General features: G+C 43.1%; 16 protein-coding genes. 6 read left to right on the top strand and 10 right to left on the bottom strand.

The window, feature by feature from the left end; all coding sequences use genetic code 11:
• The 6 genes from ACMXYW_RS09815 to leuC form a co-directional block, all read right to left on the bottom strand.
• The gene (locus ACMXYW_RS09815; RefSeq protein ID WP_415903913.1) at positions 1–3,195 is read right to left on the bottom strand and encodes a FimV/HubP family polar landmark protein; all 3,195 of its coding nucleotides are present in this window, start codon (positions 3,193–3,195) and stop codon (positions 1–3) included.
• A gap of 145 nt (positions 3,196–3,340) precedes the next feature.
• Positions 3,341–4,363, bottom strand: a complete 1,023-nt coding sequence (locus tag ACMXYW_RS09820; protein WP_415900778.1) for an aspartate-semialdehyde dehydrogenase — start codon at positions 4,361–4,363, stop codon at positions 3,341–3,343.
• Positions 4,364–4,436: 73 nt separating this feature from the next.
• Positions 4,437–5,552 (bottom strand): aspartate-semialdehyde dehydrogenase, encoded by a 1,116-nt coding sequence (gene asd / locus ACMXYW_RS09825; protein ID WP_415900777.1) that lies wholly within the window; start codon positions 5,550–5,552, stop codon positions 4,437–4,439.
• 167 nt (positions 5,553–5,719) lie between these two features.
• Positions 5,720–6,799, bottom strand: coding sequence for a 3-isopropylmalate dehydrogenase (gene leuB, locus ACMXYW_RS09830; RefSeq protein ID WP_415900776.1), 1,080 nt, complete (start codon positions 6,797–6,799; stop codon positions 5,720–5,722).
• 56 nt (positions 6,800–6,855) lie between these two features.
• Positions 6,856–7,503 (bottom strand): 3-isopropylmalate dehydratase small subunit, encoded by a 648-nt coding sequence (gene leuD / locus ACMXYW_RS09835; protein WP_415900775.1) that lies wholly within the window; start codon positions 7,501–7,503, stop codon positions 6,856–6,858.
• A 17-nt stretch (positions 7,504–7,520) separates the two neighbouring features.
• The gene (leuC, locus tag ACMXYW_RS09840) at positions 7,521–8,939 is read right to left on the bottom strand and encodes a 3-isopropylmalate dehydratase large subunit (protein ID WP_415900774.1); all 1,419 of its coding nucleotides are present in this window, start codon (positions 8,937–8,939) and stop codon (positions 7,521–7,523) included.
• A gap of 197 nt (positions 8,940–9,136) precedes the next feature.
• Here leuC and ACMXYW_RS09845 point away from each other — a divergent pair, with 197 nt between their 5' ends.
• The 4 genes from ACMXYW_RS09845 (at position 9,137) to speD (ending at position 13,088) form a co-directional block, all read left to right on the top strand.
• Positions 9,137–10,012 (top strand): LysR family transcriptional regulator, encoded by an 876-nt coding sequence (locus ACMXYW_RS09845; RefSeq protein ID WP_415903914.1) that lies wholly within the window; start codon positions 9,137–9,139, stop codon positions 10,010–10,012.
• Between the two features lie 67 nt (positions 10,013–10,079).
• Positions 10,080–11,069, top strand: a complete 990-nt coding sequence (locus ACMXYW_RS09850) for a poly(R)-hydroxyalkanoic acid synthase subunit PhaE (protein WP_415903915.1) — start codon at positions 10,080–10,082, stop codon at positions 11,067–11,069.
• Entirely contained in the window at positions 11,066–12,133 is a 1,068-nt protein-coding gene (gene phaC, locus ACMXYW_RS09855) for a class III poly(R)-hydroxyalkanoic acid synthase subunit PhaC (RefSeq protein WP_415903916.1), read from the top strand. The genes ACMXYW_RS09850 and phaC overlap by 4 nt, the downstream gene beginning before the upstream one ends.
• A 145-nt stretch (positions 12,134–12,278) precedes the next feature.
• Positions 12,279–13,088, top strand: a complete 810-nt coding sequence (speD, locus tag ACMXYW_RS09860; RefSeq protein ID WP_415901104.1) for an adenosylmethionine decarboxylase — start codon at positions 12,279–12,281, stop codon at positions 13,086–13,088.
• A 43-nt stretch (positions 13,089–13,131) separates the two neighbouring features.
• Here the strand turns inward: speD and phaR are convergent, their stop codons facing one another.
• Positions 13,132–13,611 carry a polyhydroxyalkanoate synthesis repressor PhaR gene (gene phaR / locus ACMXYW_RS09865; protein ID WP_415900771.1) on the bottom strand — a complete coding sequence of 160 codons (480 nt, stop codon included), beginning with the start codon at positions 13,609–13,611 and terminating at the stop codon, positions 13,132–13,134.
• Positions 13,612–13,666: 55 nt separating this feature from the next.
• A complete protein-coding gene (locus ACMXYW_RS09870; protein ID WP_415881594.1) occupies positions 13,667–13,924 on the bottom strand; it encodes a DUF6489 family protein in 258 nt (85 codons plus the stop codon).
• 578 nt (positions 13,925–14,502) lie between these two features.
• Between ACMXYW_RS09870 and ACMXYW_RS09875 the strand changes: the two genes are divergently transcribed.
• Positions 14,503–14,850 carry a hypothetical protein gene (locus tag ACMXYW_RS09875; RefSeq protein ID WP_415900770.1) on the top strand — a complete coding sequence of 116 codons (348 nt, stop codon included), beginning with the start codon at positions 14,503–14,505 and terminating at the stop codon, positions 14,848–14,850.
• Positions 14,851–15,089: 239 nt separating this feature from the next.
• The gene (locus tag ACMXYW_RS09880; protein WP_415900769.1) at positions 15,090–17,138 is read left to right on the top strand and encodes a methyl-accepting chemotaxis protein; all 2,049 of its coding nucleotides are present in this window, start codon (positions 15,090–15,092) and stop codon (positions 17,136–17,138) included.
• Positions 17,139–17,207: 69 nt separating this feature from the next.
• Here the strand turns inward: ACMXYW_RS09880 and ACMXYW_RS09885 are convergent, their stop codons facing one another.
• Complete coding sequence (locus ACMXYW_RS09885) at positions 17,208–17,918, bottom strand: response regulator transcription factor (protein ID WP_415903917.1); 711 nt, start codon at positions 17,916–17,918, stop codon at positions 17,208–17,210.
• Positions 17,915–20,809, bottom strand: a complete 2,895-nt coding sequence (locus ACMXYW_RS09890) for a cache domain-containing protein (protein ID WP_415900766.1) — start codon at positions 20,807–20,809, stop codon at positions 17,915–17,917. Before ACMXYW_RS09890 ends, ACMXYW_RS09885 begins: the two co-directional genes overlap by 4 nt.
• Positions 20,810–20,853 lie beyond the last annotated feature (44 nt).

The raw sequence follows: 20,853 nt of genomic DNA on the forward strand, positions 1-20,853 counted from the left end.
CTACTTTTCGTTAATGGATTGAATCAACGCTTCAGCTTCTTTTTTCTGGTCATCAGTGCCTTCGGCAACAATCTCTTCCAGAATATCTTTAGCGCCTTCGAGGTCTTCCATATCCATATAGGCACGAGCCAGATCAAGCTTAGTCTCGACTTCATCTGCTCCCTCTAACAGGTTTAACCCTGCCAGCTCGTCAAAATCTTCATCCACTGAGGCATCCTCTTCAATAGCACTCTCTTCTAGCACTATATCACCCTCTTCACTATTAAGAAGTGCATCTAATTCAGAATCCAAATCAGCTTCCAAATCATCAGAGATCGATGATTCTAAGTCATTATCTTCTAGAACAACTTCATCATCAGAAGACGCTGCAGCCGCAGTTCCGCCAACAGAGGCTCCCGCTACCACATCAGTCAGATCAAGATCAGAGCCTAAGTCATCAAGCATTGCTTCTAGATCATCAGATGCAGCATCTGATTCACTAACTTCAAGCTCTGGCTCCTCAACTTCTTCCATCTCGAGATCAGCTGCCATTGCCTGATCAATATCTTCATCAACCTGAGCAAGTAACTCATCCAAGCTATCATCAGACTCAAGTGACTCTCCATCCAACTCGTCTTGAGTCTCAAGCGGCCCAGGAAGACCGATATCACTAGGATCTGGATTCGCCGCGAGCATTGCTTCCAACGCATCATCAGTCACATCGTTTTCTGTAGCTACATCAGTAGAATCACCGGCAGACTCTTCGAGATCGCCCATATCCAGATCTTGAGCTAACAGCGCTTCCAGATCATCTGTAGCGTCAGTATGAGTCTCTTCAACCTTTTCAGCAGTCGGCTCATCCTCTACTTCAGCCAACAGATCATCAAGCCCATCTATTTCTGGCTCAGAATCCGTCTGCTCAGCAGCATCAGTTAATTCTTGGATATCTTCGTCAGACACTGAATCAAGCAGGTCATCCAAACCTGACTCATCGAGTTCTTCAGGAACCGTATCCACTTCCATGTCTGCTGCTAAATCTGCCTCCAGATCTGAGCCTTCAGCTTCAAGCTCAGCTACATCTTCAGCAGTTACAAGATCTGGCACTTCATCAACAACAAAGTCTAGATCTCCATCCGACACAGCTTCCTCTACTTCTTCAGTAGTTTCTTCAACCACCTCATCTGCGTCATCATCTAGATCGAACTCCAGATCCGCGTCATCAAGACCTAAATCAATTTCGCCGTCTTCTGTAGAATCAGTTTCTAGCGCCGCATCAAGATCAGCGTCATCGATTTCAGGCTCAACTTCGTCAACTTCACCCAAGATATCATCTAGAGCATCAGGCTCATCAGCATCCGCAACTTCTAGCTCACTTTGAGCATCATCTAGATCTGAAGGCTCTTCCAAAATTGCATCAAGCCCATCGGTTTCAGGCTCTTCTACTGCCGATTCAACCTCTTCGACATCATCGTCATCAAGACCCAAATCAAACTCATTGTCCTCTAACAACGCATCTAGATCGTCAGGCTCATCCACTTCCACTGTCTGAAGAGCATCCCCAGCTCCATCCTCCTCAAGATCCAAATCCATATCGAGATCTAAATCATCAATATCATCCAAATCTTCTAGGTCATCAGCATCTGCAAGATCCAAATCAGCTTCATCTAAAAGATCATCTTCTGATCCTAAATCTAGATCTTCAACCTCATCAATTGCTTCAGTATCACCAGCTTCCTCTTCAGTTTCCGGCTGTTCTTCCGGTGCTTCTGCCGTTTCCACTTCTTCAGAAGCATCTAACTCTTCCGGCACTTGAACTAGGGCATTTTCATCCTCTGTAGTTTCTTCATCCTTTTTACCGCGACGAAGGAAGAAGAATAAAGCACCTAGCAATGCAATTAATGCAGCACCAATACCTCCCAAAATAGCTGGAGAATCTAGAACTTTATCGATGAGGCTTTTTTCTGGAGGTACAGGAGGTGGAGCGGCGGCAACTTCTGCCGCTTCAACTTTATTTTGTAAATTAGCTAATTGCTGGTCTTTTAGCTCAAGCATTTCCCGTAATTTAGATAATTCATACTGAATTGAATCTAACTTTTCATTAAGCTCAGCATTATCGCGAGTAATTTTATCTACATTCTCTAAAGACTGACTTAATCTATCCTCAAGCTCTTGGTTACGGTCTAACAAGGCTTGCTTTTCTGTATCCACGCTACCTTCAGGCTTTTCATCAGACTTTGTCTGCGTATCTTTTTCTTCGCCTTCTGCTTTTTCGCCTTCAGACTGGTCAGTTATTACACCTTCTTCAGGTTCGATTGAATCTTTTGGTGTAACAATTTTAAGTTCTGCTGATTTCTCATCTGTAGGATCAGGCTTTGGAACCTCATCGACAGAACTTGTCACGGGCTTCTTTTGAGAAACCTCCATAGGCGCAGTCGTTTTACTTTTATTTTTCCACTCAGACGTTTGACGTGCGAACTCACGGGTTGCTTCTTTAGAATTCAGCTGATTGATTTCTTCCATAGTTGGAAGATCCAATACTACTCCCGCTCTAAGTACATTAATGTTGCCATTAACAAATGCTTGGGGGTTCTTCTTCTGTAAAGCGATCATCATCTTCTTTACAGGAATACTTGAACTAGGACGATGCTTTATTGCTATTGCCCATAAAGTATCTTTCACATCAACATAAACTTGTGAAGCGCCAGTTTTCATTGTTCTAGGACTGTTTAAAGTTGAAGTCCTAGATTTTGAATTCACTAATGGAGCAGCAGAAGCTGGTGCATTGGCCGGCTGTACAGTTTTACGGACAGGAGTAGGATCATAGACCGGAGGATCTAGTAGCAGAGTATATTCACGGACTAAACGACCACTAGGCCAGTTAACTTCTACTAAGAAATTAAGGAAAGGCTCTTTGACAGGCCTATCCGAGCGCATTGTTATTACACCGGAACCATCAGGATTAACTTTTACCTGAAAGCTCACATCAGTCAAAAAGCGTGACTTTTCTAAACCAGCCAAAGCGAATTCGTCAATATTCGCCATTCTTGGCTGAATCTGCAAGGGGCCTAACTTTCTCACCTCTAGCAACTGAATTTCCGCATTTAACGGTTCATTCAATGCTGAGTGAATTTTAATTTCGCCCAAACCCAGCGCATTAGCGTTGGAGGCACTTATGATCCCTGCTACTGCAAGGCTGACGGCGAGTTTTCGCAACATCATCAGTTTCCTTGTTTCCCTACCCTCAAAACTCCGAGCAATTCAGAGGGTTGCGATTCTAAATCCTTCCACAGTATTGTTTATAAACCACTTACGGGTCAAGGAAATACAAACAACTGTTTGTATTTCCTCTTAAAATAACGATTTAAATATACTGTTGAATTAAAACCTCAGCTATTTGAATGCTATTTAGAGCAGCACCTTTACGCACATTATCGGCAACCACCCATAAATTTATAGCATTTTCACAAGATATATCTTCGCGAATGCGACTAATGAACACTTCATCGTTTTTAGCCGCATCAGTAACAGCAGTGGCATAACCACCCTCTTCCTGATTATCGACTACTTCCACACCAGAAGAATGCCCCAACAACTCTCGCACTTCTTCAGCACTAATTGGATCCCAGCACTCGATATGTACTGCAGCGCTATGACCAAAGAAAACGGGGACGCGTACGCAAGTTGGGTTGACCATGACACCTTCATCACCAAGGATTTTCTGCGTCTCCCAAACCATTTTCATCTCTTCGCGGGTATAGCCGTTATCTTGCAAAGCATCGATCTGCGGCAGCACGTTAAACGCAATCTGCTTAGGATAAACTTTATTCTCTGGTGTTTGCGCATTCAATAGCTTAGCAGTCTGACCTGCCAACTCTTCTACACCACTCTTACCGCTACCAGATACCGCCTGATAAGTTGCAACATTGATACGCTTAACGGAAGCATGACGATGAATTGGAGCAACCGCTAAAAGCATCTGAATTGTAGAACAGTTAGGATTGGCAATAATCCCTCTATTCGGATATTCAGCAACTGCTTCAGGATTTACCTCTGGTACTACTAGCGGGACATCATCGTCGTAACGGAAACACGATGTGTTATCGATAACGATACAACCCTGATCCGCAGCCATCTGCGCATACTCTTCTGAAACTGCTGCCCCAGCAGTGAAAAAGGCAATTTGAGCCTGAGAAAAATCAAAATTTTCTATCGCTTCGACTTTATAGTTTTTCTCATTGAACTGAATCTGCTTACCGGCACTGTCCTCACTTGCCACCAAATACAGATTCTCAACAGGAAATTCTCGCTGTTCTAGAATTTCCAGAATTGCCTCACCTACCATGCCTGTTGCGCCAACAACAGCGACATTAAAACCTTGACTCACTTTCGTTTCTCCAAAAGCAAACCAGCCCGAACTAAGTCGGGCTGATTAATATTCTTAATTAAAGACTGATTTATTAGTCTTCTAACAGAATTCTCAGCATTCGGCGTAGCGGTTCAGCCGCACCCCATAATAACTGGTCACCGACGCTAAACGCGTTTAGGTATTCATCACCTAGATTCATCTTACGAAGACGACCTACAGGAACACTCAATGTGCCTGTAATTTTAGCTGGTGTAAGTTCCTGCGCAGTAATGTCACGCTCGTTAGGAATAACCTTAACCCAGTCATTTGCTTCTGCCAGCATTGACTCGATTTCATCCATAGGAACATTTTGCTTCAGCTTAATCGTGAATGCTTGGCTATGGCAACGCATTGCACCGATACGCACACAAGTACCATCAATCGGAATTGGACTATCACCCAAACCTAGAATTTTGTTAGTTTCAGCAAACGCCTTCCACTCTTCACGGCTCTGACCATTATCCAGCTTAGTATCGATCCAAGGGATCAAAGAACCCGCTAGCGGCACACCAAAGTTATCGACAGGCATCGCATCGCCACGAATAGTTTCTGCAACTTGACGATCAATATCCAAGATAGCAGACGCTGGGTTAGCAAGATCTGTAGCAACAGACTCTTTGATGATACCCATCTGAGAGATCAGCTCACGCATGTGACGCGCACCGCCACCTGATGCAGCCTGGTATGTCATGGAGGTCATCCACTCGATCTGACCCGCATTAAATAGACCACCCAAGCCCATCAACATCAGTGAAACTGTGCAGTTACCACCTACGAAAGTTTTGATGCCGTTAGAAAGACCGTCTTTGATCACATTCATGTTTACTGGATCAAGCACGATGATCGCACTGTCATCCATACGTAGAGAAGATGCAGCATCGATCCAGTAACCTTCCCAACCAGCAGCACGAAGGTCAGCGTAAACCTGTTTCGTGTAGTCACCGCCCTGACAGGAAATAATGGCATCCATCTGTTTTAGATCTTCAATAGATGTCGCATCTTTCAGCGCTGGAATATCTTTACCAATATCTGGACCAGCCTGACCTACCTGGGATGTGGTGAAGAAGACCGGTTCTTCGATATGATCGAAATCACGTTCTTCCATCATGCGTTGCATAAGCACGGAACCCACCATTCCACGCCAGCCAACAAAACCTACACGTTTCATTAAATTCACCAAATAATCAAATATAAACAACAAAGCCGGTACCGCCATCGATACCAGCTTTCGTATACTCCGAACGCATCAGAGTTGCTCAATTATGCATTATTTCTGCATTTGAGACTATCGCAATCTACCGAGACATCAGTAGATTACGACTATTTTTCTATTATTTATTGCAGAGCAGCAACCACTGCATCGCCCATCTCAGAAGTAGACACTTTAGTCATACCGTCTGACATGATGTCAGCTGTACGTAGATTCTGATCTAGAACCTTACTTACTGCCGCTTCGATACGATCTGCAGCTTCACCCGCATCTAGAGAGTAACGAAGCATCATTGCAGCAGACAAAATAGTCGCCAATGGGTTTGCAAGGCCTTGGCCTGCAATATCAGGTGCTGAACCGTGGCACGGTTCATACATACCTTTACCATTTTCATCTAGAGATGCAGATGGCAACATGCCAATGGAACCCGTCAACATTGCAGCAGCATCAGACAAGATATCGCCAAACATGTTCCCTGTTACTACAACATCAAACTGTTTAGGCGCACGCACCAACTGCATCGCAGCGTTATCTACGTACATGTGGCTTAGTTCAACTTCCGGATATTCTTTTGCAAGATCATCCATAATTTCACGCCATAGCACAGTTACTTCTAGCACGTTAGCTTTGTCTACAGAACATAGACGCTTGTCACGAGCCATTGCCGCTTCAAATGCAACACGACCAATACGACGGATCTCATTCTCATCGTAAACGTAAGTGTTATAGCCTTCGCGAACACCACCCTCTTTCTCACGGATACCACGTGGTTGACCGAAGTAGATACCACCCGTCAATTCACGAACGATCAAAATATCCAAACCAGATACAACCTCTGGCTTTAAGGTAGATGCGTGAGCAAGCTGCGGATAAAGAATTGCAGGACGCAAGTTACCAAACAGCTCTAGCTGAGAACGGATACCCAACAGACCTTTTTCTGGACGAATCTGGAAATCAGGATTCGTATCCCACTTAGGACCACCTACAGCACCCAGAAGGATCGCATCAGATGCTTTCGCAGCTTCAAGAGTTGCTTCTGGCAGAGGTACGCCAGCAGCATCAATTGCAGCACCACCAACGTCAGCTTCGCTGAACTCAAGACCTAGATTGTCTTGCTCGTTAACTAGCTCCAAAACGCGGCGCGCTTCTGTAACAATCTCAGGACCGATGCCGTCACCCGGCAAAATCAAAACATTTTTAGACATTCTTATAACCTTCCCGATTGCCTCATACAGAGGCTTTATCTAATTCTTAAATTCGATTACTTGATTGCGTCAAACAACCAAGGAGCAGACTGACGGCGTTTATCTTCATAAGCCTTAATATCATCCGCATGCTGCAATGTAAGACCAATATCGTCTAAACCATTTAGCAAGCAGTGCTTACGGAAATCATCAATCTCAAAAACCATCTCTTCACCAGAAGGCGTCTTAACAATCTGATTCTCTAGATCAACGGTTAGCTCATAACCTTCAGTTGCGGCTACCTCTTTAAATAACTGATCAACCTGTTCTTCACTCAAAATGATTGGCAACAAACCATTCTTGAAGCAGTTGTTATAGAAAATCTCAGCAAAGCTTGGCGCGATAACAGAGCGAATACCAAAATCATCTAAAGCCCAAGGCGCGTGCTCACGACTAGAACCGCAACCGAAGTTTTCACGTGCCAACAGAACGCTTGTGCCTTTATAACGCGGCAAGTTCAAAACGAACTCCTCGTTTAATGGACGCCCCGTACACTCTTGGTCTGGCTGACCTTCATCTAGATAGCGCAGTTCATCAAACAAGTTCTTACCGAAACCAGAACGTTTGATGGATTTCAAAAACTGCTTTGGAATAATCATGTCGGTATCAACATTGGCACGATCCAATGGAGCTGCGATACCTGTGTGCAAAGTAAATTTGTTCATGTCGCTCTCCTGATACCTTACTTAATCAACTCACGTACATCGATAAAGTGACCCGTTACTGCAGCAGCTGCAGCCATAGCAGGACTTACCAGATGAGTACGACCACCGAAGCCCTGACGACCTTCGAAGTTACGGTTAGAAGTAGATGCACAGTGTTCACCATTACCCAATTTATCTGGATTCATGGCCAAACACATAGAACAACCAGGCTCACGCCATTCTAAACCTGCAGCAGTAAAGATCTTATCCAAGCCTTCTTTCTCAGCTTGCTCTTTTACCAAACCAGATCCCGGTACCACCAACGCTTGAATGATGTTGTCAGCCACTTTACGACCTTCAACTACTTTCGCAGCGTCACGTAGATCTTCAATACGGGAGTTTGTGCAAGAACCGATAAATACACGATCAAGTTTGATATCAGTAATATTCTGATCAGCATTCAAACCCATGTATTCAAGTGCACGATTGATGCCATCAATCTTAACCTGATCCGTTTCGTTAGCTGGGTTAGGTACTTGAGCAGATACACCAACAACCATCTCTGGAGATGTACCCCAAGTCACCTGAGGTTCAATATCAGCGCCGTTAATAACAACCACTTCGTCGAACTCAGCATCATCGTCAGACACTAGATCTTTCCATGCTGCAACTGCCATATCCCAATGCTCACCTTTAGGCGCAAATGGACGGCCTTCAACGTAATCCAGCGTAATCCGATCAACAGAAACCAAACCAACACGAGCGCCTGCTTCAATTGCCATGTTACAAACGGTCATACGACCTTCCATAGACATGTTACGGAAAACATCGCCTCCAAACTCAATCGCATAACCCGTTCCGCCTGCAGTACCGATCACACCAATCACATGCAACACAACATCTTTCGGCGTTACACCAAGGCCTAGTTCGCCATCAACGCGCACCAGCATGTTTTTCATTTTCTTAGTGATCAGGCACTGAGTTGCCAACACATGCTCAACTTCAGATGTACCAACACCATGTGCAAGCGCACCTAGAGCACCCAGCGTTGCTGTATGAGAATCACCACAAACAGCTGTCACACCAGGAAGAATTGCACCCTGTTCTGGCGCCATTACGTGAACAATACCTTGACGCTGATCGTTCATTTTAAATTCTAAAATACCAAACTCATCACAGTTGCTATCCAGCGTTTTCACCTGAATTTTAGAAACAGGGTCAACAATCTGATCAACACCACCAGAACGCTCAGTTGTAGGTACGTTGTGATCTGGAGTCGCGATGTTTGCATCGATACGCCAAGGCTGACGACCAGCCATACGAAGACCTTCAAAAGCCTGCGGAGAAGTTACTTCGTGCAGAACCTGACGGTCGATATAAATCAAAGAACTGCCGTCATCATTTGTGCGAACCAAGTGCGATTCGAACAACTTGTCATATAACGTTTTACCAGCCATGGAAGCTCACCTCACTTTATTCTTTTCATTCGCTCAACACTTCCAAAACTGCTGAGCCAACTAATTTATGCAGCAATCCTAGTGCACACTTAGCTACAACACAAATTCATATTTTTTATGCTTTAGATTCCAAATAGGAATACAATAACAATTCGGAAGGTTACTGTATTAAAGAAAGAGTTACAGGAAAGAAATTTATGGATACCAATACACTGCAAGCATTCTTGGCTGTAGCTGCTACAGGTTCATTTTCCAAGGCTGCAGACCAACTCTTTCTTACCCAATCAGCTATCAGCAAGCGCGTGGCATTATTAGAGGACCAGTTGAACAGTAAACTGTTTGATCGGATTGGCCGCACCGTGACAATGACGGAAGCAGGCACCGCCCTATTACCTAGAGCTAAAGATATTCTGCTGCAATTGGATGATGCAAAAAGGCTCATTAGCAATCTGAATGCAGGCGAAATCACAGGTAATTTCAAACTGGCAGCAAGCCACCATATTAGCTTGCACAGACTACCGCCTTTATTAAAGCAGTATGCTGAAGCCTGCCCAAAGGTAGAACTCGATCTTGAATTTGCCGAATCAGAGATCGCCTATGAGGGCGTCCTTAAAGGCGACCTAGAACTCGCATTAATCACTTTGTCTCCTGAGCCCGATGCTTCTATTCATTCGGAGATTATCTGGGATGATGTACTTAGATATGTCGTAGCGAAAGATCACCCATTAGCAGATTGCGATAAGATCAGCCTTGAGCAGCTCAATCAGGTCAACGCAATTTTACCTGGCAGCAATACATTTACTCGAAGCCTAGTAGAGCAACTATTCAAGCAACACGCTCTAGAACTGAATGTTAGTATGTCGACTAACTACCTCGATACAATTCGAATGATGGTCAGTATTGGTCTAGGCTGGAGCCTTTTACCCGATAGTTTAGTAAATGATGATTTATGTGTTCTCGACGTTACTGATTCAGAACCCGTTCATCGAAATCTTGGGATTATCTACCACCGCAATCGCACCTTATCGAACGCCGCAAACTATTTAGTAGAAATGCTTAGGAATGAGCGATAAGCGGATGTAAGCAAAAGCCAGTTGTAATAAGATAGTTTTCATCGAGTAAAAATCGGAGAGTTGGCTGATGGAAAATAACGGCTTATCAATCGAAGCCTTGTTAGATGCCCAGAAAGAGTATTGGAAAAAAATCACTTCCGGTGCAGAAATGCCTCAACCACAGGAATGGGCGGAGCTTTTTAGCAAAAGCCAAGAAACGGTCAAACAAGAAGCGCCTGAGCAATTTGCTCAAATGCTAGACATCCTCGGCGCTCAATCTAAGAATTTTACTCAATACGGCGAAGAGCTTTTAAACCAGTACCGCAACGGTGGAGAACAACACCTCAATCAAGCAGTACATGAGTTTCAGAAGTACATGCAAAAGCAGACTGCCGATGCACTGATGCAACAATGGCAATTGCCAGAACAGTTCGCTTCTTTATTTAAGACCCACAGCTTTCGCGACGACCTTCTCTTCGAAAACCCATTTTCCAGTGGTATGAAGAGCCTTTTAGAAACTCCTATCATTGGTACAAACCGCGAAACTCAGCAACAAATACGAGAAGCGACAAAGCTAACCATTGAATATCAAGAAGCACTGCAAGAGTACGTTGAGCATTACAGTTCTATCAATCAGAACGCATCAACACAGATGCTTAATAAGCTTACGGATGCGGGTGATGAGGTATCAACACTGCAACAACTTCATGATATCTGGGTAGATGCCTATGAATCAGCGTACTCAGATACAGTTTTCACCGACGATTACCAACGCTCTCATGGCCGCATTAGTAATGCATTAATGCAGATGCGGAAGTTTGCTCAAGATGTTCGAGATGTGCATTTTCAATCGGTAGGTTTAGCGACTAGAAAAGGCCTAGACACAGCCCTACAGAGGCAGCACCAGTTACGAAAAGAAATGCGTGTTAATCGCCGAGAAATGCTCGCAATGCAGCAAGAGATAACGGCATTAAAAGAACAAGCTTCTGCCGACCTAATCTCCGAACTAAAGAAAGAGGTCTCAGCTCTTAAGAAAGAAGTCACCGCTTTAAAAAAACAAGCTAAGGGGACTAAATGATGAATGGCTTTAATCTTGACCCTAGTGTTGTCTCTCAGGAACTTTTTGAATTTAATCGCAAGCTTATCAAAAGCTACAACACGCTTTCGCAGCTAAAAGAAGTTGATGTCGACTCCACGCCTTATGACGTAATTTATACAGAAGATAAACTTCGTTTGCGCTACTACCAAAGCCAGGGTGAGAAGCGTTGCTCTACCCCATTATTGATCTGTTATGCACTGGTTAATCGCCCCTACATGATTGACCTTGAAGCCAAACGCTCAATGCTGCAGCGCCTTTTAGAACTGGGTTTAGATGTGTACCTAATCGACTGGGGCTATCCAGATGCTGCTGATCGGTATCTAGATCTTGATGATTACATCAACGAGTACCTCAATAACTGTGTAGCGGCTACATGCGAGCATGCAGGCTCCGATCAAACCAACCTTCTAGGCATATGCCAAGGTGGTACATTTAGCCTGTGCTATACAGCTTTAAATCCAGAGAAGATCAAAAACTTGATCACTATGGTGACACCGGTCGATTTTCAGACCGAAGATAACCTTCTCTATCATTTAGCAAAATATGTTGACGCTGATCTAGCCGTTGAAACCTATGGCAATATTCCAGGCAGTATGCTGAATGATTCCTATAATTCGTTAATGCCGATGCGTTTAGGCGTACAAAAAAACTTGGGTATGCCTAACCAGTTAGAAAATCGTGAAAGCGCCCTAAGCTTTTTACGGATGGAAAAATGGATTTACGATAGCCCTGATCAAGCAGGCGAGGCCTTCCGCCAATTTATTACTCAGTTTTTTCAGCAAAACAAGTTAATAAAAGGTGAAGCTATGATCGGCGATAAACAGGTCAACCTAGGCAACATCAAGCAACCAGTTCTGAATGTATTTGGCAGCTTCGATCATCTAGTACCACCTAAAGCCTCTACAGCATTAGCTGAGCATGTAAAATCCAAAGACTACAAAGAGCTGGAAGTAAAAGGTGGGCACATTGGTGTTTTCGTTTCTGGGAAATCACAAACTCAAGTTGCGCCTGCCATCGTAGATTGGCTATCAGAACGGGACTAATCCCCCGTTCTCTCCTATTCCCCACCTTTTTTGCCTGTATTAGTAATTTTCACCTCATTTAGCGTGATTTTTTTCTTTCTCAGAGAGAAATTGTCGACTAAAATCCGCGTCAAAATATAGTAGTCCTCACTTGGAGCTAACCACCTTGGCGACTAATGACAAAATTAAGCTACAGGGCTTTAACAATCTAACTAAAAGTTTGAGTTTCTGTATCTATGACGTCTGCTATGCGCAAACACCCGAGCAAAAAGCGGAATACATCGAGTACATCGATGAACAATATAGTGCCGATCGTTTAACAGAAATTTTAAGCGAATGTTGTGACATTATTGGTGCAAATATTTTAAATGTTGCACGACAAGATTATGACCCGCAAGGGGCTAGCGTTACGATTCTAGTTGCTGAAGAACCAATTAAAGATTCGGAAGCTGTAGATACTACAGAAAAGCCAGGCCCTATGCCGGATTCTGTTGTAGCTCACTTAGATAAGAGCCATATCTGTGTACACACCTATCCAGAAGCTCACCCCGATGATGGTATTTGCACCTTCCGTGCAGATATCGAAGTGTCGACGTGTGGCATCATCTCGCCACTAAAAGCGCTGAACTACCTTATTCACCGTCTGGAATCAGATATCGTGACGGTTGATTATCGTGTTCGCGGATTTACTCGCGATATTCATGGCATCAAGCACTATATCGACCATGATATTAACTCTATTCAGAATTTCTTCACAACCGATATTCATGATCAATATCAGATGCTTGATGTGAATGTTTATCAGGAAAATATCTTCCACACAAAAATGATGCTGAAAGATGTAGATTTGAATACTTATCTATTTGGAACCACAAAAGAGGAACTTCCAGAATCAGAAGTTCAACAGATAACCGAGCGTTTATCTAAAGAGATGAATGAAATTTTTTATGGCCGCAATATGCCAGATATGAAGTAATATTCATTCAAAATAAAAAAGGCCGCTTAGCGGCCTTTTTTTATTACTTATCTTTCTGTGCTTCAGATGTCGGTGATTGCTGCGTTTGATGCTCAGGCCCTTCACCTGGCTTGAACATTCCCCACATTTGCATATTTTGATCCGCGATGCGGTTCATCATAGTTAGTGGATTCGCTGCACCCATCATCGTTTGCATTTGATCTCGAATTCGATCTTGATGCTCAAGGAAGGAAGCAATACTTTGCTCTAGGTACTGACTCATCATGCCCTGCATACTGTCACCATAGAAACGGATCAATTGTTGCAATACTTGATTGGTCAATAAAGTGCCATGCCCTTGTGCTTCTTGCTCACTAATGATCTGCAACAAAATATTTCTTGTTAGATCATTCCCAGTTTTCGAATCTTCAACTTTAAAGGCTTCACCATTGAGTACCAATTGCTTAACATCATCTAACGTGACGTAACAGCTTCGCGAGGTATCGTACAAACGGCGATTTGTATATTTTCTTAGAATACGCAATGTACTTTTCTCTCTCGTATCATTCCCTTGGTTTTAACTGATCACTTCACCTTGATCAGTCTTTTTTATTATCAGAGCTGCCATAGCCCGAGGTCATAAGACCCATCATTATTTTTTGCAGTGCTTCCATAGAACCGAGGCCACTGTTTAGGTAAGGTTTGAACAACGTCAATGGATCATACCCTTCCGCACCAGCATCCATCTGTTCAGTGATCTTATCCATCATATCTTGCTGAAATTTCTGCACATCTGGCAAACCCAGAACTTTACGCAGTTCTTCCGGCGACATATCAATATCGATTTTGAACTTCACACCCCGACTCCTTAAGCAAGCAGAATAATACCCTAATCCTATAGTAAAAATTCGGCGGTGCAAAATTTTCAAATCAATACTTTTGCTGCGCTTTTCCACGAAAATAGTTTTTAGATGCCAGAAGTTAGCCTCTTAAGCTCTCTTAACAAACCAGAAGTACATCATAATTATGTAAGACAAAGACACAACGAAACACTGACAAACCACTTAAACTTCATTAGTACAGTTTAGCCCCCCCCATAGATAGCGGTCTTGAAAGGTTTTCTAAACTTGGACATAGACTTACTGATAGAAATAACCAAGAACGGTTAAAGGCTAAGACAGATTTTTTATTCAAAATGATTAGCTGAAGACTGTTTATATTAAGTTTTTTAGCAAAGAGAAACGTAAGCCTAAAGAATAATAAGAAGTCAGTAACATAGACCTTTTATCAAATTAGGAATTTTTCCTAATTTTTACCTGCTGTTATCTTAGTATTATTGTGCGCATAAACAAGGCCAATAATATACGCATTGCTTATGCCTAATCATGGATGTATTCAGGCTTAAAATTGACTCTTATTACAAGGATAGTAATAGATGCCTCACAGCACTCTAAACTTAATCAAAGATCTGGATAACTTAAAAATCGTTTACTACTGGACATGCCCCAATCAAGGTAAAGTCAGCCCAAACCTCCCTACCCTACTTCATGCTAGTGAATGGTTCATTTCACATAACACTGCCAAATACACAGGCATTGAAAGACGCAAAACTATGGTTGATCGTCGAAGACTGGAATCTGCAGCGATCACAGCAGAAATGGATCTAGTTTATTCTCGACGCTTAAAGCCAGAAGGCCGCCGTATCACTGATAAAGAACTGACCATTAACTTAGATCTGACTCAAGAAAAACTCAATGAATTAAAACAAGACATCCTCAACTAAGCTCATAAAAACAATTAAGAATCATTATCTTATGCAAATTAACTGTTTGAATCTAAACAGTAATACCTTTGTAGTATTTTTAAAAAATTGGAATTACCTTTCTATAGTACATAAGCACTTTTCGCCCACTATAGAGTTGCTTAAAGCCTATATAAACATATAGTTATGTAGAATTTTAGGCTCCTTGCCTTAGATAACTCAAAGCATTTACTTTGGCCTAGCCCATTGAGGTAGTTCGCATGCCATCATTTTTTCGACACGCGTCGATTGTTAACCAACTAGCCACAATTGTTTTATTGATCGTATTTGCCGTATTTACGGCTTTATCTATTTTTGTCAATCATGAAGTAGACAAAGGCTTCATAAAAAATGTCGAGCATTCACTTGACCAACAAGTTGATCAATTAGCTCAAAACATCGACTTTTTTAATGAGACCTTAAAACAGCAAACGAATCAGATTGCCGATGTTTTTATCCAGATGTTTCCCGGCGATATGCTTATCGACGAACTAAACCAAGTTGAAGTTGGTGAATTTACGGTTCCTACGCTTCTGCATGATTACGAAACTGTCACACGAAATTTCTCAAAACCTGATCAATTCACAAATATGACAGGCGGCACCGCAACCATCTTTATGCGTGTTAAAGATGATTTTTTACGTGTAAGTACATCTCTACGTAAAACAGACGGCAGTCGAGCTTTTGGCACAATGCTTGGCAAGAAACACCCTGGTTATCAAAAGCTAATTAATGGCGAAGAATATAGCGGTCCTGCACACCTATTTGGTCGCGACTATATGACCAAATATATTCCGTTTAAAGATACCCAAGGTAAGGTCATCGGTATTCTATACGTAGGCTTTGATTACACTGAGCGACTAGCCGCCTTACAAAAAACAATATCCGATCTAAAAATTGGTGAAACCGGTTTTGCCTACATCGTCAATTTGAAACAAGGTCCTCAGTTTGGTCAGTTGCTTTTACATCCATTCGCGAAAGGCAAAAATCTTACAGAGGTATCGGAAAGCGGCAACACCTTGCTTAATACAATCAGCAGTAACGACCACGGATTCACTCATATCCCTTTCACTCATGAAGATGGCAACATCAAAGACAAGTTGATTGCTTATTCTCAGGTTTCCAGCTTCAACTGGGCAATCGTTGCAGGAGCTGCAACTGAAGAGTTTCTGACTGAAAGTGAGAAGCTGCGTGTTGAGATGATACTTCTGTCCGTATTTTGCGCACTTCTGATTGCCGGTCTTCTATTCTTCACATTGAAAGTAAAACTGCAGCCGATCGATACAATTTGTAATTATATGCAAGCGATTGGACAGGGCGACCTCACTACACGCATCGACACCGACATGGGCGACGATGAAAACACCCATAACGAGATACATAAGCTAAGTCGCAGCGCTAAAAAAACCATTGCTGGGCTTCGCAAAGTAACAGGTGAATTGAATACAACTATGCACACTATCCAAAATCATTTGGGTACAGTTTCATCAGGCATTGATCGTCTAAATATTGATATAAACCGCCAACAACAAGAAACTGAGATGGTGGCTGCTGCTATTTCTGAAATGACATCAACGTCTGAAGAAGTAGCAAGAAATGCAGCCACGACCGCAGAACAAACTCAGCGTGCAAACAGTGAAGCGAGTCACGGTGATGAACTTGTACAAGAAGTCGTGGGCTCGATTCAGGGCATCTCTTGTGAAGTCAATGAACTCACTAACATGATTGAACAGGTAGAAGAAAACAGTAATGCTATTGGCACAGTAATGGATGTAATCCAAAACATTGCCGAACAAACTAATCTACTTGCACTTAACGCTGCGATTGAAGCTGCTCGCGCAGGCGAAGCAGGCCGAGGTTTCTCGGTTGTAGCGGATGAAGTTCGAAACCTTGCCCAACAAACAGCCACTTCAACGACAGAGATCAGAGAGATGATCGAACGCTTGCAGGGCAATACTCGCAATGCTGTAGATCGTATGGAGCAGAGCAATACTAAGGTTCAAAACAGTGTAGAGATGACTAGCCAAGCAGGACATGCTCTAACATCGATAACCGACTCAGTCGCAAATATCTCTGATGCAAGTGCTCAAATAGCCTCCGCAGCTGAAGAGCAAACTTCGGTTAGTGAAGATATTAGCCGCAATGTAGAGAGTATCAGTACGATTGCCCAAGAAACCGCAAATTCTAGCCAACAAATGAATGCCGCTATCAACGAGCTAGGCAATGCTGGTCAAGAACTAAAACGCGTGATCGCACTATTTAAAGTGTAACTTAGCTGTTTAAACTAAAAAGGGAGCTGAATTCAGCTCCCTTTTTATTTTCGGTTCAAACTCTAACGACTATTCCCACCGCACCTCAGACGTGAACATATACCCTGCCCCATAAACCGTTTTGATAAACGCTGGTTGCTGAGGGTCTTCTTCTATCTTCTTACGTAACCTCGACATTCTTACATCGATGCTCCGATCATAAGGCACGCAATTTTCACCTAAGAGCTGATCACGCGATAGGATTTGGAAAGGATGCTTTAGCAACGCTAGCAACATATCACCCTCAGCCCGACTTAAAGATTCAGCAGGCTTATGCGCATGCTTTAGACTCAATGAATCTGGCTGATAGATCCACTGTCCAAAACGCGCTTTTGTTGGACTATCTATCAATAAATTTTTCTTTTTACGTATGCGACGCAATAGGCTCTGAACCCGAGCTACTAGTTCTCTAGGTTCAAATGGCTTAGTAATATAGTCATCAGCGCCAAATTCTAAACCTAGGATTCTGTCTGTCAGTCCATCTCGACCAGACACAATGATAACCCCTACTTCATCTTCATCGAGCTGCTTAACTAACTCCATCCCATCCATATCAGGAAGGTTAAGGTCTACTATGCAGATATCTGGTTTCGCCCAACCAATTTCCGCAAGGGCTGCTTCTCCGGTTGTAAATGGTTTAGCTTGGTAGCGGAAGCTCTGTAGGGTTGTACAAATAAGTTTGCCTAAATCTTCTTCATCTTCAATTACATAGATCACTGGGGTGCTGACATCTGTCATCATCTGCTCTCCTGATTATGCTCTGTTAGGCAAGGCACTATTTTTCTTTCTAAGGTTTCTGCATCGAACGGTTTTTGAATCAAGCTATATTCAAACTCAAGTTTGGATGGCTGCTCACTGTAACCGGTCATGATCACAACAAAAGCCTTAGGGAAAATCATATTCACTGCGGTCGCGACATCATAACCTGACGCTGCTCCCGGCATCACCACATCACTTACAACGCCGGCCAGATCAGATAAACCAGTCAACATAGCTAAGGCCTCATCACCACTAGCCGCTTCAACCACGGAAAAGCCCATTGACCTTAATTGCCCACGAACCAACTGACGCACATCGGCATCGTCCTCAACTAATAAGATAAGAGAACTTTCAGTGATCTCCGACCGATCGATCCCCTCAACTATTTTTGTGGTTTGGGTTGCCCGCGGGCTCTGTTGCTCCATCGCACCTAACAACAGATCAATTCTCGCGCCTACTTGACCATGATGGTAATGAGCGCGATTTTGAATTCTGAAATAACCCTTAGATTGTTTTACAAACCCGTAAACCATACTCAAACCTAAGCCTGATCCCGCCCCCGTGCCTTTGGTAGTAAAAAATGGTTCACAAGCTTTATCTAGGGCTTCGTCACTAAAGCCTTCACCGGTATCAATCACGCTGAGTAATACGTAATCACCTGGAACTACCTCTTCGTCCCACGAAGCTTGCTGAACTTCTCTGCTATCCGAACTAACCGCTGATACCATTAAGCACAACTCTCCACCCTTAGGCATTGCATCAGCCGAGTTAAGTGCTAAATTTACCAAGGCATCTTCCATTTGAGCACTATCAACATAAACAGCAGGCAGGTTTGGTTTAATTTGAGTTCTTAGCTGAATATTTTCGGGCAGAGGTGCAGCCAATAGGCCGACTAAATCGTTGATAAGCTGTTCAGGTTGCACATAGCTAGGCTTAAGCGGCTGACGTCGCGAGAACGCTAACAAACGTTTCGTCATATCCGCCCCTCTTCGAGTCGCTCTTACTGCTGGCGTGAGATGTTGTTGCAGATGCTTAGGTAGATCGTGTTTTCCTTGTAGCTCGAGAAGATTACCAAGAATGATCGTAAGCAGGTTATTAAAATCATGGGCTAAACCACCCGACATCTGCCCAACCGCTTTCATCTTGCTCGCCTCCGCCATACGCTGCTCTACTTCACGCTCATGGGTAATATCGATAGAGAGAGTTAACATCCCTTCGACTTCTTTGCGTACGTTATAAAATGGAAGAACGGTACGACGAGTTAAAATATCTTTACCGTGATCATTCAACCGATATTCATACACCGGCGTTTCACCCAGCATAGCTTTCTCAATATAAGGCTGAAGAGCCTGATTCATCTCTTCACCGACCACGTCTTTGAAAGATTTACCAACAATCCCCTCTTTGGTCTGGTCAAACATCTCTCGGTACTGTCGGTTTGCAAACACATAACGCAGTTGGTTATCGAGGTAAGCCACCTGAGCCGGTAATGCATCTAAAATCAAACGCTGCCGGGTCTCTACTGCACGCAGTTCATCTTGCGTAGTTTGCAGGGAGTTAACCGCTTCCAATAAACGACTATTTGATTCTGACAGTTCTTTGGTGCGTTCATTCACGCGGCTATTTAGGTTGTTAATATTCCCCCGTAAGCGATCAACCATGTAGTCAAATGATTCCGCCAAGATACCTAGCTCATCATTCCGAGAGATACCGGTTTTCGCAGAAAGATCGCCACGGCTGATCTTATAAGCGGTCTGCGATAAAGATTTAATGGGAGAAGTTAGCCACTCAGCAAAGATAAACACAGCAACAATGGATGCCAACAAACCAAAAAAGCCCATGGCCATAATCCGCTGACTAATTTGAACGGAGCTTGCTTTTAAATCGTCCAGATACACCGACGAGCTGATATACCAATCAAACCCTGATAAGTGTCTTACCAACGAGAGCTTTTCGTATTCATAATGCCCTGGATCATCGGGTCTATCCCATTTGTAATACAGTTCTTTACCTGTATCTGACACAGCCATCAGATCTTGATAGATAGGTTGTCCTGTAACTGGATTTAACTGCGTTTTAAAGTTGATCCCATGAATATTGCGATTGGGATGAAATAGCATATTCCCTTGCGAATCGAACACGTAGAGATAGCCATTCTGCGCAATTTTAATATCTTTCAGCGCTCGATTTATCTCTGCTATCGCCCGCTCTTTCTGCGCGGCAACCTCGCGCTGAATATCATCAATATAAACTCCGGCCCCCATCACAAAGCCCCAATCTGGGTAATGCTTTACATAGGAATATTTATCGATCGCTTCAGTTTCGTTAAGACGGTTCCATTTGTATTTATAAAAACCAGTACCGTCGGTTAAAGCGAGAGAGAGAATGCCAGGAATAATCAGATTGCCATCAGTATCTTTTACATCCGACATATTTTGCTGATGATAAGCATCATCAGGGTGAGAGATCAGGTTAGCGTCATAATCTGAGATCCAAATATAATCGCCATTACCAAATTGAAACTTACGCAGATCTGTAAATACCTTTTCCCATATTTCCGCGTCGCTTAACCCACTTTGCCTACCATCACGCAGCGCAAGATTGATGTGGTTTTCAGCTATATCCAGCACAGACCCCAAACGCTGCTCATGAGATTTAAGGGTGTTATCTACGTAACGCTCCGTCCCTGCATACATCCGATTAGCAAGGTCATAAACGATGTTCAAAACCTGACGGTTGGAATTCAATTCAAGATTGAAAACATTCTGTTTAATCAAAGGAACGGTAAAGAAATAAATTGCGGCAAAAATGCTACCGATTAGCGCCAATAGCATTAAGAACAAGCGAATAGTAATAGGTGAACGGCGATACATCGAATCTACTATCTCGTTGATGTTACAAACACAACTCCTCTTCC

The organism is Neptuniibacter sp. QD48_55 (assembly GCF_047778115.1).
GTDB lineage: Bacteria > Pseudomonadota > Gammaproteobacteria > Pseudomonadales > Balneatricaceae > Neptuniibacter.